The organism is Pandoraea pneumonica (assembly GCF_902459645.1).
Taxonomy (GTDB): domain Bacteria; phylum Pseudomonadota; class Gammaproteobacteria; order Burkholderiales; family Burkholderiaceae; genus Pandoraea; species Pandoraea pneumonica.
Genome location: NZ_CABPSK010000003.1, coordinates 455085 through 469383, shown reverse-complemented (window position 1 = coordinate 469383; position 14299 = coordinate 455085). Strand labels below are relative to the sequence as shown.

The window sequence follows — 14299 nt, the reverse complement described above, 5'->3', positions numbered from 1 at the left end:
AGCGGCCGGTGCGCTTCACGGCGTTCCTGCAATGAAAAAGGGGGCCGAAGCCCCCTTTTTTTGGCGTCACGGCAGTTGCCTGGCGTTGGCCGATGCGGCGTCAAACAGAAAGCTGCCGCATCAACCTTGTCCGGACAACGTTACGGCCTCTCAGGCAACGTGATCCGGCGAAGCATGCGTTTCCACTTGCTCCATCGGGCCGTTGTTGAGCGGTGCGGCCGGACGACGCTGACGCTGCACGCGCGGTGCCGGTGCCACTTGCGCGGCGGCTTCCTTGGCGGCGCGATGCTTGTCGGCATCCGTATGCACCCAGACCAGACCAACGCTCTGGAGCGTGCTTTCCAACGCGCCCTGCTCGACCACCGGCGTCACGCTAGCCGTTGCGGGCTTCGGCGTCACGATTTCCGTGGCCGCAGCCGCGGCTTCCGGTTGGGCCGTCACGGCCGGTGCCACGTAGGCAGGCGCTTGCGTCTCGACGACCACCGGCTTAGCGGTTTCGATCGGAGCTGCCGGGGTTGCCGGTGCGCTGGCGCTGACCGACGTAGCGGCGATTTCGGTCAAGGCCGCGGCCGGTACCGTCGGTTGTGCCGGGCTCGGCGTAGCTGCCGGCAGCGGAGCGCTGACGGGCGGCACGATCGGCGCAGCAACTTCTGCTGCATTTGCCGTCGGCAGCGGTGCAACGTTCACCGGCGCGATCGGGGCGGCCGGGGCCACCGGTTCCGTGACCACTTGCACCGGCACTTCCGGCGTTGCCGCCGGGGCGGCTTCGCGCACCGTGGCGACAGGTGCGGCAGCCGGGGCTGCGGTTTGCACTTGCGCCGGGGCAGGCGCTGCTGCGACCGGTGCCGATTCAATGGCTTGAGCGGCTTGCAACACCGGTTGGAACGTCTGGACCGGTGCCGGGGCAGCTTCGGCGTGAACCGGTGCGGCGACCTGCGCCGTCACGGCTGCTGCGGCAGTTGCGGTAGCGGCTTGGGGCGCAACGTTCTCAGCGCGTGCTTCCGTCAGAGCCGGGGCACGCACACCGTCGACACCGTCTTCCGATGCCGTGGTGTGTTCCACGCTTTCCACGCCTTCGCCTTGCTCGCCTTCACCATGCGCTTGCTGCTCGCCGGCTTCGCGTTCACGACGGCCACCGCGACGACCACGGCGACGGCTGCGACGGCGTTCTTCGTTCGCCTGCTCGTTGTCTTCGCCAGTCACGCCCGGTGCACCTTCGGCCTGCGCGGCCTGTGCTGCCAAACGGTCTTGTTGGTCGTATTCAGCTTCGTCGCCAGCGTTCAACGGGGCACCGGCTTGGGCAACACGTTGCGGTGCGGCTTGTTGGCCATCGGCACCTTCGGTCTGACGGCGTTCGCGACGCTCGTTGCGATCGCGGCGATTGCCACGCTCGCGGCCTTCACGCGGCTCGCGACCGTCTTCCGTGCGCACGACTTCTTGTGCCGGTTGACGTTGGGCATCATCGCGCTCGCGCTTGTCGCGGCCTTCTTGACGCTCGTTACGATCGCCACGTTCGTTGCGCTCGTTACGGTCAGTGCGGTCGGTACGTTCGTTGCGCTCATTGCGTTCGTTACGGTCACCACGCTCAGCGCGTTGCTCGTTACGATCGGCGCGTTCGCCACGTTCCGGACGTGCAGCACGGCCTTCGCGTGCCGGTTGGCCCGCGTTGTCCTTGCCCGTCTTGTTTTCGTCACGGGCGTTGCCGCGGCGATTACGGTTTTGTTGATGCGGACGGTCATGGCGCTCACGCGGCGGACGCGCGGTCGGCTTGGCCGGGGCTTCTTCCTTGACCGGTGCCGGGGCGGCAGACTCCAGACCCAGCAGACGCTTCACGAAACCGATGAAACCACCGCTGCGCACCGGGGCTGCCGGGGCGGGCGTTGCGGCGACCGGTTCCGGGCGCGGCTGTGCTGCCGGGGCCGGCTGCTCGGGCGTGATGCCCTTGACGGCGGCTTCCTGGCGCGGACGCACATCTTCCTTCTTCTTGCTGTAACCGGCCGGATCGTCTTCCGACGCGCGGGCGGCTTCCTCGGCGAGCGCGTAGCTGGCCTTGGGCGCGTCGAGGCGCGGGTCGTCGAAGCGCAGGCGCTCCAGCTTGTAATGCGGCGTCTCGAGGTGCTTGTTCGGGATCAGCAGCACGCCAACCTTGAAGCGCGCTTCGATCTTGTTGATTTCCTGACGCTTTTCGTTGAGCAGGAAGGCGGCGACTTCGACCGGCACCTGGCAGTGAATCGCTGCCGTGTGCTCCTTCATCGCTTCTTCCTGGATGATGCGCAGGACTTGCAGTGCCGACGACTCAGCGTCGCGGATGTGGCCGGTGCCGTTGCAACGCGGGCAGGTCACGTGCGTGCCTTCCGAGAGCGACGGGCGCAGGCGCTGGCGCGAGAGTTCCATCAGGCCGAAGCGCGAAATCTTGCCCATCTGGACGCGCGCACGGTCGTGCTTGAGCGCATCCTTCACACGTTGTTCGACTTCACGCTGGCTCTTGGCCGACTCCATGTCGATGAAGTCGATCACGATCAGGCCGCCGAGGTCGCGCAGACGCAACTGGCGCGCGACTTCGTCGGCAGCTTCCAGATTGGTGCGCAGGGCGGTTTCTTCGATGTCGGCGCCCTTGGTGGCGCGCGCCGAGTTCACGTCGATCGACACCAGAGCTTCGGTGTGGTCGATCACGATGGCGCCGCCCGAGGGCAGCGGCACCTGACGCGAGTAAGCCGTTTCGATCTGGTGTTCGATCTGGAAACGCGAGAACAGGGGCACGTCGTCGCGGTACTGCTTCACGCGATTGAGATGGTCGGGCATGACCACCTGCATGAAGTTACGTGCCTGTTCGGAGATTTCTTCCGTATCGATGAGAATTTCACCGATATCCGGTTGGAAATAGTCGCGGATGGCGCGAATGACGAGGCTCGACTCGAGGTAGATCAGGGCCGAGTCGCGCGGCAATTCGATGTTGTTGGCGGCGCCTTCGACGGCGTGCCAGAGTTGCAGCAGGTAGTTCAAGTCCCACTGGAGCTCTTCGGCCGAGCGGCCGATACCGGCGGTGCGGGCGATGATGCTCATGCCGTCGGGCAATTCGAGCTGCGCCATGGTTTCGCGCAGTTCCTGACGGTCTTCACCCTCGATGCGGCGCGACACGCCACCGCCACGCGGGTTGTTCGGCATCAGCACGAGGTAACGGCCGGCCAGCGAGATGAACGTGGTCAGGGCAGCGCCCTTGTTACCGCGCTCTTCTTTTTCTACCTGAACGATGAGTTCCTGGCCTTCGGACAGGGCGTCTTGAATGCGCGCATTGCGCACATCGGCGCCATCGCGGAAGTACGCACGGGCGACTTCCTTGAACGGCAGGAAGCCATGACGGCCTTCGCCGTAGTTGACGAAGCAAGCTTCGAGGGAGGGTTCGATACGGGTGATGACACCCTTGTAGATGTTGCCTTTACGCTGTTCGCGTCCGGCCGTCTCGATATCGATATCGATGAGTTTTTGCCCATCGACAATGGCCACGCGCAGTTCTTCCTGCTGCGTGGCGTTGAACAACATGCGTTTCATGAAAACGACTCCCACCCGCCGCCGATGCGAATGCGCAGAGCGTCGGGCACGTATCACTCGAGTTATCCAACACGCGAGGTTCGAGCCGGAGGTGGAAGAATTGCCGGGGAGGTCCGGGCGACGAGGCCCACGGACGCAAAGGCGCCTGCGAATACGCTAACGCGCTCGCCCGGAACCGCCGATGTGCCGTAAAACGCCGGCACAACGCGGATTACTTCGGGCTTGCAGTCCGTAACACGAGAAACTTCATCAGCTTTTTCTCGGGGCGCCTGCCGACACTTATTCTTATTGTGGCGGCGCCTCAATCTCGACTTTTGCGCGAACGATATTCACAAAGCGATCAGCCCGAACAATGCAATTCAGTCTGACCGCCAAAAAATTCTATAACCACCAACTCTATCCGCGTCACGCGCGCTGCGACCGAAGCGGCCTGTGGGCCAGACTTCCTGCCGACGCTGCGTGACGTGCGTGCGCTCGCTGCTCCAGGGTCACCGGACGAGCAGCCTGCCCGGGGTGCAAGTAAAATACCGTTTTGGGGTATGCACCGGCAAAGGCGTGGATTTGGCATGATTCCCGCTACCGCCACCTCTGTTGGGCAAATTATATTCATAATGAATGAGTTAGGCAAAAGTCGGCACAAAATGGTTGCGCCGGCACCCGCACCACAGGTGCGGCTCGTCGAAGTCGATGACGGCTCGGCAGGTCAGCGAATCGACAATTTCCTATTGCGCGAGTGCAAAGGGGTACCGAAAAGCCACGTCTACCGGATTCTTCGCAGCGGCGAAGTCCGTGTAAATAAAGGGCGAGTAGACGCAGCCTATCGACTTGTCCTGGGCGATATCGTCCGAATTCCTCCGGTCCGCGTGGCCGCCGGTTCCAACGAACCGCAAACCCACGTGCCCGCCGCCACCTTCCCCGTGCTGTTCGAAGACGACTACCTGATGGCCATCAACAAGCCTGCCGGCGTGGCAGTGCACGGTGGCAGCGGCGTGTCGTTCGGCGTTATCGAGCAATTGCGCCGGGCGATGCCGCAGCTGAAGTTTCTCGAGCTCGTGCACCGTCTCGACCGCGAAACCTCGGGCATCCTGCTGCTGGCCAAGAAGCGCGCCGCGCTGGTCGGCATGCACGAGCAGATTCGCCACAACCGGATGGACAAGCGCTATCTGGCCTGCGTGACGGGCGAATGGCGCGACAAGCTGCGTGCGGTCAAGGCACCGCTATATAAATACGTCACGTCTGAGGGCGAGCGCCGCGTGCGCGTGCAGGAAGACGGCCAGCAGTCGCATACGATATTTCGCATGATGGAATCGCTGCCGCCGTATACGTTGCTGGAAGCGGAACTGAAAACGGGACGCACCCATCAGATACGCGTTCATCTGGCACACTGCGGCACCCCGATCGTCGGCGACGACAAGTATGGCGACTTCACGCTGAACAAGACGCTCGCCCGGCCTGGCAGCAAACCCGGTATCAAGCGCATGTTCCTGCATGCCTGGCGACTGAAGTTCACGCACCCCGTGCTCGATACGCCAATTGCGCTGGAAGCCGCGTTACCGCCAGAATGTGAGCAATTCCTGAATCAACTTCGAGGCGCTTCCGCCGATGCCAAGCCCTGAGTTCGACCTGGTCGTTTTCGACTGGGACGGGACGTTGATGGATTCGACGCCCACCATTACCCGCTGTATTCAGGCGGCCTGCCGCGACCTTGGGTTGCCTGTGCCGACCGACGAGCTTGCCAGCCATGTCATCGGTCTGGGGCTTCGTGACGCGCTGCAAATGGCCGTCCCGAGTCTCGACCCTGCGCACTATCCGCGACTCTCTGAACGCTATCGCTTTCATTATTTGATAGGTGACAAGGAAACGGTGCTGTTCCCCGGGGTGCGCGAGCTGCTCGAAGAATTGCGTTCGCGCGGCCGATTCTTGGCGGTGGCGACGGGCAAGTCGCGCGTTGGGCTGAATCGCGCACTGGAAGCGGCGGGCCTGATGCGCACTTTCGATGCGACACGTTGCGCGGATGAGACATTTTCGAAACCGCACCCCGCGATGCTCCAGGAACTGACGCGCGAACTCGGTCAGGATTTGCGCCGTACGGTCATGATCGGCGACACCACCCACGATTTGCAGATGGCGCACAGCGCCGGTGCCGCGAGCGTCGCCGTGGCTTACGGCGGTGCGCATCCGCGCGATCAACTCGAGGCGTTGGCGCCTGCGTTTTGCGCGGGTAGCGTGGCCGAGCTGCGCGAGTGGTTGCTGGAGCGCGTGTGAGCGAGGCCGTCGCACCCCAGCCGATCTGCGCTGGCGCCGCGCTGGAAGATGGTGGGCGCGGCGTGCGTTTCGACGTGCTGGTCGGCGGGCGAGTCACGCCCGCCTTCGTCATCCGGTACGACGGGCGCGTGTACGGCTACCTCAATCAGTGCGCCCACGTGCCCATGGAACTGGACTGGGCCGAGGGGCAGTTCTTCGAGACCTCCGGCTTATACTTGATGTGCGCTACGCATGGCGCGACGTACGAGCCCGATACCGGGCATTGCGTTGGCGGTCCGTGCCGTGGTGGCGCGTTGCAGCCGGTGCGAGTCGAGGAACAGCCGGACGCGTCCGCCGGGACGACCGTCGTCTGGTGGCCGGATACCTATATACAAGTGCCCGATACTCCCCAAAGCTTTTCTGGATAACGTATGGCCGACTCTCTGCCGCCCGATTCGCCCCGCACCGAACCCGGTTTTCCGCCACCCGGCGGGCGTCCGCCCTCTGGTGGCGGCAGCGCAAGCCCTCGCGATCCGCGTGAAGTGAAGCCGTGGGAGCGCGAAATGCTCGAGAAGGTGCTGATGGCTGGCATCCGCGAGCAGCGTGCTGCGCGGCGTTGGAAAATCTTCTTCCGTCTGCTTGCGCTGGCGATCGTTGCGTTGGTCGTGTGGTCGGTGTTCGACATCGATGGGGGCAGCAGCACGTCGTCCGTCGGCGGGTCTGGCAAGCACACGGCGCTGGTCACGTTGAGTGGCGAAATTGCGCCCGACGGTCAGGCCAGTGCTGAAAAAATCAACTCGGCGCTGGAATCGGCATTTGAGGACTCGTCGGCTGCCGGGGTGATTCTGCGGATCAACAGCCCCGGGGGCAGCCCGGTGCAAGCGGGCATGATCTACGACGATATCGCCCGTTTGCGTGCAAAGTATCCGAAGAAGCCGCTCTACGTCGTAGTCGAGGAAATCTGTGCCTCGGGCGGCTATTACGTGGCGGCTGCCGCCGACAAGATCTATGTCGATAAGGCGAGCATCGTGGGTTCCATCGGCGTGTTGATGGACGGTTTCGGTTTCACGGGGCTCATGGATAAGCTCGGCGTCGAGCGCCGTCTGCTGACGGCAGGGCGCAACAAGGGCTTCCTCGATCCGTTCTCGCCGCAGACGGATCAGCAAAAAACCTATGCGCTCGACATGCTCGAACAGGTGCATCAGCAGTTCATCGGTGCGGTCAAAAAAGGCCGTGGCGACCGTCTGAAGGATGATCCGGACTTGTTCAGCGGCCTGTTCTGGACGGGCCAGCGCGCCATCGAACTGGGGTTGGCCGACGGGACGGGCACGGTCGATTCAGTCGCGCGCGATGTGTTGAAAGCGCCCGATCTGGTCGATTACACCGTCAAGGAAAACCTGCCCGAGCGCATGGCGCGTCGGTTCGGTGCGGCCGTCGGCACGGCGGCTATGAAGACGATGATGATGGGGTCTTCGTTGTCGTTGAAGTAATGGCGCGCTACCCCGGGCCTCGATAGCACCGTTGGATTCGGGCGTCTCGTTTAATGAAAAACCCCACGAAAGTGAAAAGCTTCGTGGGGTTTTCTTTTACCTGCTTACGCGGCAGGGGCGGCTACTGCGCGAGAAATAGAAAAATTGCCGGGCGTTTGTGCAATTCCACCGTATTTTGCGGCCAGCCCTTCACGCGATGAGTGACGATTTGCTCCGCCTCCTGCGTGACGTCGACCGCGACGCAAAGCAATGTCGAGGCGTCGCAGCTTTGCAGTAGCGCGTCGAGCATTGCTTTGTTGCGGTATGGCGTTTCGATGAAGATTTGCGTCTGCTTTTCTTTGCGCGAACGTTGTTCCAGTTCGCGCAGCCGCTTGCTGCGCTCACCGGCGTCGGTCGGCAGATAGCCGTGAAACGCGAAGCTTTGGCCGTTCAGGCCACTCGCCATCAAGGCCAGCAGAATCGAGCTCGGTCCAACGAACGGCACCACGCGAACGCCTTTCTCATGCGCACGTCGCACGAGCAGCGCGCCCGGATCGGCAACCGCCGGGCAACCGGCTTCCGACACGAGACCGCCATCGGCACCTGCGAGAATCGGGGCGAGCAGGGCATCGACAGCCGCTGGCGGCGTGTTGACGTTCAACTCACGAATCTCGATTTCCTGAATGGGGGTGCTCACACCGACCAGCTTCAGGAAGGCGCGGGTGCTCTTCGCCTGCTCGCCGACAAAGTACGTGAGGCCCGCGGTGACCGCGCGAACGTCTTCAGGCAGAACGGCGGGCAGGCCGCCGCGCGTGGCGGTGCCGAGGGTATTCGGAATCAGATACAGCGTGCCGCTCATGCTGCCGCTCCCGACGCGCTTTGCGCGGCATCGACGCCCGGCACGATAGTGACGCCCGCTTGCATCAGCATGGTGGTGAGCGCAATCATCGGCAGGCCGATGAGGGCCGTCGGATCGTCGTTTTCGATGGTTTCGAGCAACATGATGCCGAGCCCTTCGGACTTGGCGCTGCCAGCGCAGTCGTAAGGCGTTTCGGCGTGGAGATACGCGGCGAGGACGTTGTCCGGCAAATCGCGGAACTTCACCCGCGTCACGACGTCAGTGGACTGGCTACGCTTGCTGCGGGCGTCGTACAGGCAAAGGGCGGAGTGAAATTCCACGACCTTGCCGCGCATGTCGCGCAACTGCGCCATGGCGTTCTCGAAGCTGCCGGGCTTGCCGATTTGGCGGCCTTCGAACGTGGCGACCTGATCGGAGCCAATGATGAGGGCGTCCGGGTGGCTTGCGGCGACGGCCTGGGCTTTTTCGCACGACAGGCGCAGCGAGGTGTCGTGTGGGGTTTCGCCGGGTGCCGGGGTTTCGTCGATGTTCGGGACGACGACCGTGAACGGCAGGCGCAAGCGCTCAAGCAGTTCACGGCGATAGCGCGATCCGGAGGCCAGGATCAGCGGTGGCAGGGGCTGTGCGGTCATCGGGTTTAAGTGTTTGACGAGAAACGAAAAACTATTTAGAATTCACGGCTTTTGCAATCTGGCGCTCGGTCCCGCCAGTCTGCGCGATCAAGGTTCGAACCCCGGGAAACGGCGTCGGATCAAGGCGCTGCGAGGGCAAGGGACGTTGAATATGCAGCCAGATGCGCCAAGGCAAGGATGAGCGTGATGAACGAATATATCGTCGATCTGTTCGAATTCGCGCGTACCGGCCGTGTGGCGGAAGGTGACGTGCAACTTGCGGCATTGCCGCGCATGGTAACCGAAGTGCCTGCCGAAGTCTCGGAGGCCGGCCGTACACAAAGCGTGTTCCACTGGCGCGCCGAAGGCAGCGAAAAGCAGGTGTTGCGTGCCGATGGCAGCCCCACCGTGGCTCAGTTCCTGACGCTGACGGTCGAAGGGCCGATGTGGCTGGAATGCCAGCGTTGCCTCACGCCGTATCAGGAGCCGCTGGACTCGGAAACGACGTTCGAGATCGTGCGTGACGATGCGGCTGCTGAAGCCCGTCCGCTCGACGAGGACGAACTCGAGGCGCTGGTCGGCTCGAAACATTTCGATCTGCGCGAGCTGGTCGAGGAAGAATTGCTGTTGGCCTTGCCGATTGTGCCCAAACACGAGGTTTGTCCGAGTGTGCACGACAGCCTGGCCACGGGCAGCGACGGGTTGGCCGAACCGGCCCCCGAGCCCGAAGAAGAGGATAAGCCGTCTCCGTTCGCGGCGCTGGCAGCGCTCAAGCGCTCGCCGGACAAGGACGGAAAGTAAAGTGCGGCCGGGTTTCCGGCTCACCAAAGTACATGTTTGCGTTAGTCGCACAGGTCGGGCCGACAGGCCGACACCGTAGGGCGGCGCTCGAACTGTGTTAAAATTTCGCGATATTTTGAGGAGTTATCATGGCCGTTCAACAGAACAAGAAGTCGCCGTCGAAGCGCGGCATGCACCGTTCGCACGATTTCCTGACCGCACCGTCGACCGCCGTCGAGCCGACGTCGGGTGAGACGCACCTGCGTCACCACATCTCGCCGAACGGTTTCTACCGTGGTCGTAAGGTCATCAAGACCAAGAACGACTAAGTCGGCCCCACCGACGACACGCGCCCATCATGGCGCTGTTTGATCGTCCGATGTGGCAAAAGCGGCACTCATCCTGCCGCTTTTTTTGTTACTTGTACCGCAAGCCAATCACGTCGACATGACAGTCACCCTGACGATCGATTGTATGGGCGGTGACCACGGCCCATCGGTGACGGTGCCGGCCGCGGTTCACTTCGTACAATCCACCGACGATGTCGAGCTCGTGCTGGTCGGGCAGCAGGAAGCCATCAACGCGCAGCTCGCAAAGCTGCGTGTGACGGATCACCCGCGCCTGTCCGTGGTCAACGCCACCGAAGTCGTCGCCATGGACGACTCGGTCGAGACCGCCCTGCGCAAGAAGAAAGACTCCTCGATGCGCGTGGCGCTGAACCTGGTCAAGGAAGCGCGCGCGCAGGCTTGCGTGTCCGCCGGGAATACCGGTGCGCTCATGGCCGTTTCGCGCTACGTACTCAAGACGCTGCCGGGTATCGAGCGTCCCGCCATTGCCACGGTGTTGCCTAACGAGAAGGGTGGATACACCACCATGCTCGATCTGGGCGCCAACGTGGATTGCGAGCCGACTCACTTGCTGCAATTCGCCGAAATGGGCCATGCGCTCGTGGCGGCCGTCGACGGTAAGGACCGTCCGTCGATCGGTTTGCTCAACATCGGCGAAGAAGTGATCAAGGGCAACGACGTCATCAAGCAGGCAGGCGAGCTGTTGCGCGCCTCCACGCTGAACTTCTACGGCAACGTGGAAGGTAACGACATCTATCGCGGCACCACCGACATCGTGGTCTGCGACGGTTTCGTCGGTAACGTCGCGCTCAAGACTTCCGAAGGCCTGGCACAAATGCTCGGCGACATGATCCGTGAGGAATTCACCCGTACGTGGTGGACCAAAGTGATCGCTGTCATCGCGCTGCCGATTCTCACCCGCTTCAAGCACCGCGTCGATCACCGTCGTTATAACGGTGCGGCGTTGCTCGGGTTGCGCGCACTCGTCATCAAGAGCCACGGCTCGGCCGACGCCTACTCGTTTGAATGGGCTATCAAACGCGGCTATGATGCAGTTCGCAATGGTGTGCTCGATCGCTTGTCGAGCGCCATGCAAGAGAATCAAACCCAGCTCCAGGACAACAAGCCGGTGAGCGCCATTCCGGCGCTTTGATGCCGGCGGCCCCGCCCCGGCGCTCTAACCGATCATAAGATGACCCAGTCCGCGATTCATTCCCGTGTCATCGGTACCGGCAGTTACCTGCCGGCGCGACGCGTGACCAACCAGCAGCTGGCCGACGAGCTCGCCACGCGCGGCATCGAGACGAGCGACGAGTGGATCGTCGCGCGCACCGGTATCAAGGCCCGGCATTTCGCGGCACCCGATCAGTCGAGCAGCGACATGGCCACCGAGGCCGCCAAGCGTGCCCTCGAGATGGCGGGTATCGATGCCAGCGACCTCGATTTGATCATCGTCGCCACGTCCACGCCTGACTTCGTGTTTCCGAGTACGGCCTGCCTCGTGCAGAACAAGCTCGGCATCACCAACGGCTGCGCCGCGTTCGACGTGCAGGCCGTTTGCTCGGGCTTCGCTTACGCGATGGCCACGGCAGACAACTTCATTCGTGCAGGTGCCCACCGCAACGTGCTGGTGATTGGCGCCGAAACGTTCTCGCGTATTCTCGATTTCAACGACCGCACCACCTGCGTGCTGTTCGGCGACGGTGCCGGCGCGGTCGTGCTGCAAGCCTCGAATGAGCCGGGCATTTTGGCGAGCGCGTTGCACGCCGACGGCAGCCATTCGAACATTCTGTGCGTGCCGGGCAATGTGAACGGCGGCGCGGTGCAGGGTGAGGCGTTCCTCTATATGGATGGCCAGGCGGTGTTCAAGCTGGCCGTGAAGGTGCTGGAAAAAGTGGCCCACGAGGCCCTTGAGAAGGCCGGACTGGAGCAGTCGGCGATCGACTGGCTGATTCCGCATCAGGCCAACCTGCGCATCATGACGAGCACGGCCCGCAAGCTGGGCTTGCCCGAAGAAAAAATGGTCGTCACCGTCGACCAGCATGGCAATACCTCGGCTGCCTCGATTCCGCTCGCGCTCGACGTGGCGGTTCGCGACGGCCGCATCAAGCCGGGCCAAAACGTCATGATCGAAGGCGTTGGCGGCGGCTTTACCTGGGGCGCGGTGCTGTTCCGTATGTAAGCGCGTAAGTTAGCGTGTAATAAGCGCGTAAGCTCCTTCGGCGCCGTGGCGTCGCGCGCGTGTTGGGTGTTCCTGCGGGAACGCAACGCGCGCAGCGACACTGCATCGCGTGTCACGACGACGCGCGAGCGAGCGCCGCAATGTTTCCTGAATCTGACTGCAAACCCAAGCGCCATGACATTCGCTTTCGTTTTCCCGGGACAAGGATCCCAATCGGTGGGCATGCTCGACGCCTTCGGCGATAACGCCGTTGTGCGCGAAACCCTCGCTGAAGCTTCGGATGCCCTCGGGCAAGATATGGCCAAGCTGATCGCAGCTGGCCCGGCCGAAGATCTCAACCTCACCACCAATACCCAGCCGGTCATGTTGACTGCCGCCTATGCGATGTATCGCGCATGGCTGGCGGACGGCGGCGCCGTGCCCGCTTTCGTGGCCGGTCACAGCCTGGGTGAATACACCGCGCTCGTGGCCGCTGGCGTGATTGCGTTCAAGGACGCCGTGCCGCTCGTGCGTTTCCGTGCGCAAGCCATGCAGGAAGCCGTGCCGGTCGGGCAGGGCGGGATGGCCGCCATTCTCGGTTTGGACGACGACACCGTGCGTAACGTGTGCGCCGAGGCATCGGCGGCTGGCGTGGTCGAAGCCGTGAACTTCAATGCCCCGGCGCAAGTGGTGATCGCCGGTGCGAAGGCGGGCGTCGAAAAGGCATGCGAACTGGCGAAGGCTGCCGGTGCCAAGCGCGCGCTGGTGCTGCCGGTGTCGGCTCCGTTCCACTCGTCGCTGCTGAAGCCGGCGTCGGACCGTCTGCGCGAATATCTGGCGGGTGTGACGTTCAACGCCCCCCAAATTCCGCTCGTGAATAACGTCGATGTGGCCGTCGAGACCGACGTGGCCCGCATCAAGGATGCGTTGGTGCGTCAGGCGGCAGCGCCGGTGCGCTGGGTGGAATCGGTTCAGTGGCTTGCCGCGCAAGGCGTCACGCAAGTGGTCGAGTGCGGTCCGGGCAAGGTGCTCACCGGCCTGACCAAGCGTATCGAAGGCAGCCTGACGGGCCTTTCGATCAACGACCCGGCATCGCTCGCCGACGTGCGCGCGCAGCTCTCGTAAGCAACACGCAAAGGTATTTCTCTCATGAGCAAGCAACTCGACAATCACGTGGCGCTGGTGACCGGCGCATCGCGCGGCATCGGACGCGCCATCGCCCTCGAACTGGCCCGTCAGGGCGCGACCGTCGTGGGTACCGCCACGAGCGAAGCGGGCGCGGCGGGAATCGATGCGTATTTCGCCGAAGCCGGTGTTTCGGGAAAAGGCATCGTCTTGAACGTGACCGACGCCGAAGGCGTGGCTGCGGCGCTCGATGACATCCTCAAGCAACACGGAAAGCTCGACATCCTCGTCAACAATGCTGGCATCACGCGCGACAACCTCGCGATGCGCATGAAGGACGACGAGTGGGACGACGTTATCGACACGAATCTGAAGGCGATCTTCCGCCTGTCGCGTGCCGTGATCAAGCCGATGATGAAGGCACGTAACGGCCGCATCATCAACGTGACCTCGGTGGTCGGCTCGGCCGGTAACCCGGGGCAGGCCAACTACGCAGCCGCTAAGGCGGGTGTCGCAGGCATGACGCGTTCGCTGGCCGCCGAGATCGGCAGCCGAAACATCACGGTCAACTGCGTCGCGCCGGGTTTCATCGATACCGATATGACCAAGGCGCTGGGCGAAGCTCAGCACGAAGCCCTGAAGGCACGGATTCCGCTGGGCCGCCTCGGTGCGCCGGAAGATATCGCGAATGCTGTGGCATTCCTCGCGTCGCCGCAGGCCGGTTACATCACCGGGACCACGCTGCACGTGAATGGCGGCATGTTTATGAGTTAAGAGCGGATCGCGTAAGTAATCGTATAATTATGCGATTTTGCAAGGCGTTGAACATTATTTGGCGCAGGCTAACTTTGCACGGCAAACCTGTTAAAATGCGCGCACTTGTCTGAACTAACTACCCCGGAGGGTTTGCATGGATAACATTGAGCAACGCGTCAAGAAGATCGTCGCGGAACAACTTGGCGTTGCCGAGGCGGAGATCAAGAACGAATCGAGCTTCGTGAATGACCTGGGTGCCGACTCGCTCGATACGGTCGAGCTGGTGATGGCCCTGGAAGAAGAGTTCGGTATGGAAATTCCGGACGAAGAAGCCGAAAAGATCACGACGGTGCAGCAAGCGATCGACTACGCAAGCGCGCACGTCAAGGCCTAAACAG

14 protein-coding genes are annotated in these 14299 nt (G+C 62.8%); 11 read left to right on the top strand and 3 right to left on the bottom strand.

What is annotated here, in order from left to right; all coding sequences use genetic code 11:
- Positions 1 to 150: 150 nt before the first annotated feature.
- Entirely contained in the window at positions 151 to 3549 is a 3399-nt protein-coding gene (locus PPN31114_RS17690; protein ID WP_150680808.1) for an Rne/Rng family ribonuclease, read from the bottom strand.
- 611 nt (positions 3550 to 4160) lie between these two features.
- Between PPN31114_RS17690 and PPN31114_RS17685 the strand changes: the two genes are divergently transcribed.
- From PPN31114_RS17685 to PPN31114_RS17670, 4 genes are read left to right on the top strand one after another with little or no spacing between them, the layout of a single operon-like run.
- Positions 4161 to 5165: an RluA family pseudouridine synthase gene (locus PPN31114_RS17685; protein ID WP_150681130.1), complete on the top strand. Its 1005-nt coding sequence runs from the start codon at positions 4161 to 4163 to the stop codon at positions 5163 to 5165.
- Positions 5152 to 5814: an HAD family hydrolase gene (locus PPN31114_RS17680; RefSeq protein ID WP_150680807.1), complete on the top strand. Its 663-nt coding sequence runs from the start codon at positions 5152 to 5154 to the stop codon at positions 5812 to 5814. The genes PPN31114_RS17685 and PPN31114_RS17680 overlap by 14 nt, the downstream gene beginning before the upstream one ends.
- Entirely contained in the window at positions 5811 to 6221 is a 411-nt protein-coding gene (locus PPN31114_RS17675; RefSeq protein ID WP_150680806.1) for a Rieske (2Fe-2S) protein, read from the top strand. The genes PPN31114_RS17680 and PPN31114_RS17675 overlap by 4 nt, the downstream gene beginning before the upstream one ends.
- Positions 6222 to 6224: 3 nt before the next feature.
- Entirely contained in the window at positions 6225 to 7283 is a 1059-nt protein-coding gene (locus PPN31114_RS17670) for a S49 family peptidase (RefSeq protein WP_150680805.1), read from the top strand.
- 121 nt (positions 7284 to 7404) lie between these two features.
- On the opposite strand, the gene PPN31114_RS17665 is transcribed toward PPN31114_RS17670, so the two are convergent.
- The gene (locus PPN31114_RS17665; protein ID WP_150680804.1) at positions 7405 to 8121 is read right to left on the bottom strand and encodes an SAM-dependent methyltransferase; all 717 of its coding nucleotides are present in this window, start codon (positions 8119 to 8121) and stop codon (positions 7405 to 7407) included.
- Positions 8118 to 8753 (bottom strand): Maf-like protein, encoded by a 636-nt coding sequence (locus PPN31114_RS17660; RefSeq protein ID WP_150680803.1) that lies wholly within the window; start codon positions 8751 to 8753, stop codon positions 8118 to 8120. The genes PPN31114_RS17665 and PPN31114_RS17660 overlap by 4 nt, the downstream gene beginning before the upstream one ends.
- Before the next feature lie 177 nt (positions 8754 to 8930).
- On the opposite strand from PPN31114_RS17660, the gene PPN31114_RS17655 reads away from it, so the two are divergent.
- The 7 genes from PPN31114_RS17655 (at position 8931) to acpP (ending at position 14295) form a co-directional block, all read left to right on the top strand.
- Positions 8931 to 9533: a DUF177 domain-containing protein gene (locus tag PPN31114_RS17655; RefSeq protein ID WP_150680802.1), complete on the top strand. Its 603-nt coding sequence runs from the start codon at positions 8931 to 8933 to the stop codon at positions 9531 to 9533.
- 128 nt (positions 9534 to 9661) lie between these two features.
- The gene (rpmF, locus tag PPN31114_RS17650) at positions 9662 to 9841 is read left to right on the top strand and encodes a 50S ribosomal protein L32 (protein WP_023594409.1); all 180 of its coding nucleotides are present in this window, start codon (positions 9662 to 9664) and stop codon (positions 9839 to 9841) included.
- A gap of 118 nt (positions 9842 to 9959) precedes the next feature.
- Entirely contained in the window at positions 9960 to 11012 is a 1053-nt protein-coding gene (plsX, locus tag PPN31114_RS17645; RefSeq protein WP_150680801.1) for a phosphate acyltransferase PlsX, read from the top strand.
- A 39-nt stretch (positions 11013 to 11051) separates the two neighbouring features.
- Positions 11052 to 12041, top strand: a complete 990-nt coding sequence (locus tag PPN31114_RS17640) for a beta-ketoacyl-ACP synthase III (RefSeq protein ID WP_150680800.1) — start codon at positions 11052 to 11054, stop codon at positions 12039 to 12041.
- 174 nt (positions 12042 to 12215) lie between these two features.
- Positions 12216 to 13145: an ACP S-malonyltransferase gene (fabD, locus tag PPN31114_RS17635; protein ID WP_150680799.1), complete on the top strand. Its 930-nt coding sequence runs from the start codon at positions 12216 to 12218 to the stop codon at positions 13143 to 13145.
- A gap of 24 nt (positions 13146 to 13169) precedes the next feature.
- Positions 13170 to 13919 (top strand): 3-oxoacyl-ACP reductase FabG, encoded by a 750-nt coding sequence (gene fabG / locus PPN31114_RS17630; RefSeq protein ID WP_150680798.1) that lies wholly within the window; start codon positions 13170 to 13172, stop codon positions 13917 to 13919.
- Between the two features lie 136 nt (positions 13920 to 14055).
- Positions 14056 to 14295 (top strand): acyl carrier protein, encoded by a 240-nt coding sequence (gene acpP, locus PPN31114_RS17625; RefSeq protein WP_150680797.1) that lies wholly within the window; start codon positions 14056 to 14058, stop codon positions 14293 to 14295.
- The last annotated feature ends 4 nt before the right edge of the window (positions 14296 to 14299 follow it).

Excerpts from the sequence above, each read along its gene's own strand:
- PPN31114_RS17690 (WP_150680808.1), bottom strand. The coding sequence starts at position 3,549 with ATGAAACGCATGTTGTTCAACGCCACGCAGCAGGAAGAACTGCGCGTG.
- PPN31114_RS17685 (WP_150681130.1), top strand. The coding sequence starts at position 4,161 with ATGAATGAGTTAGGCAAAAGTCGGCACAAAATGGTTGCGCCGGCACCC.
- PPN31114_RS17680 (WP_150680807.1), top strand. The coding sequence starts at position 5,152 with ATGCCAAGCCCTGAGTTCGACCTGGTCGTTTTCGACTGGGACGGGACG.
- PPN31114_RS17670 (WP_150680805.1), top strand. The coding sequence starts at position 6,225 with ATGGCCGACTCTCTGCCGCCCGATTCGCCCCGCACCGAACCCGGTTTT.
- PPN31114_RS17665 (WP_150680804.1), bottom strand. The coding sequence starts at position 8,121 with ATGAGCGGCACGCTGTATCTGATTCCGAATACCCTCGGCACCGCCACG.
- PPN31114_RS17660 (WP_150680803.1), bottom strand. The coding sequence starts at position 8,753 with ATGACCGCACAGCCCCTGCCACCGCTGATCCTGGCCTCCGGATCGCGC.
- PPN31114_RS17655 (WP_150680802.1), top strand. The coding sequence starts at position 8,931 with ATGAGCGTGATGAACGAATATATCGTCGATCTGTTCGAATTCGCGCGT.
- rpmF (WP_023594409.1), top strand. The coding sequence starts at position 9,662 with ATGGCCGTTCAACAGAACAAGAAGTCGCCGTCGAAGCGCGGCATGCAC.
- plsX (WP_150680801.1), top strand. The coding sequence starts at position 9,960 with ATGACAGTCACCCTGACGATCGATTGTATGGGCGGTGACCACGGCCCA.
- PPN31114_RS17640 (WP_150680800.1), top strand. The coding sequence starts at position 11,052 with ATGACCCAGTCCGCGATTCATTCCCGTGTCATCGGTACCGGCAGTTAC.
- fabD (WP_150680799.1), top strand. The coding sequence starts at position 12,216 with ATGACATTCGCTTTCGTTTTCCCGGGACAAGGATCCCAATCGGTGGGC.
- fabG (WP_150680798.1), top strand. The coding sequence starts at position 13,170 with ATGAGCAAGCAACTCGACAATCACGTGGCGCTGGTGACCGGCGCATCG.
- acpP (WP_150680797.1), top strand. The coding sequence starts at position 14,056 with ATGGATAACATTGAGCAACGCGTCAAGAAGATCGTCGCGGAACAACTT.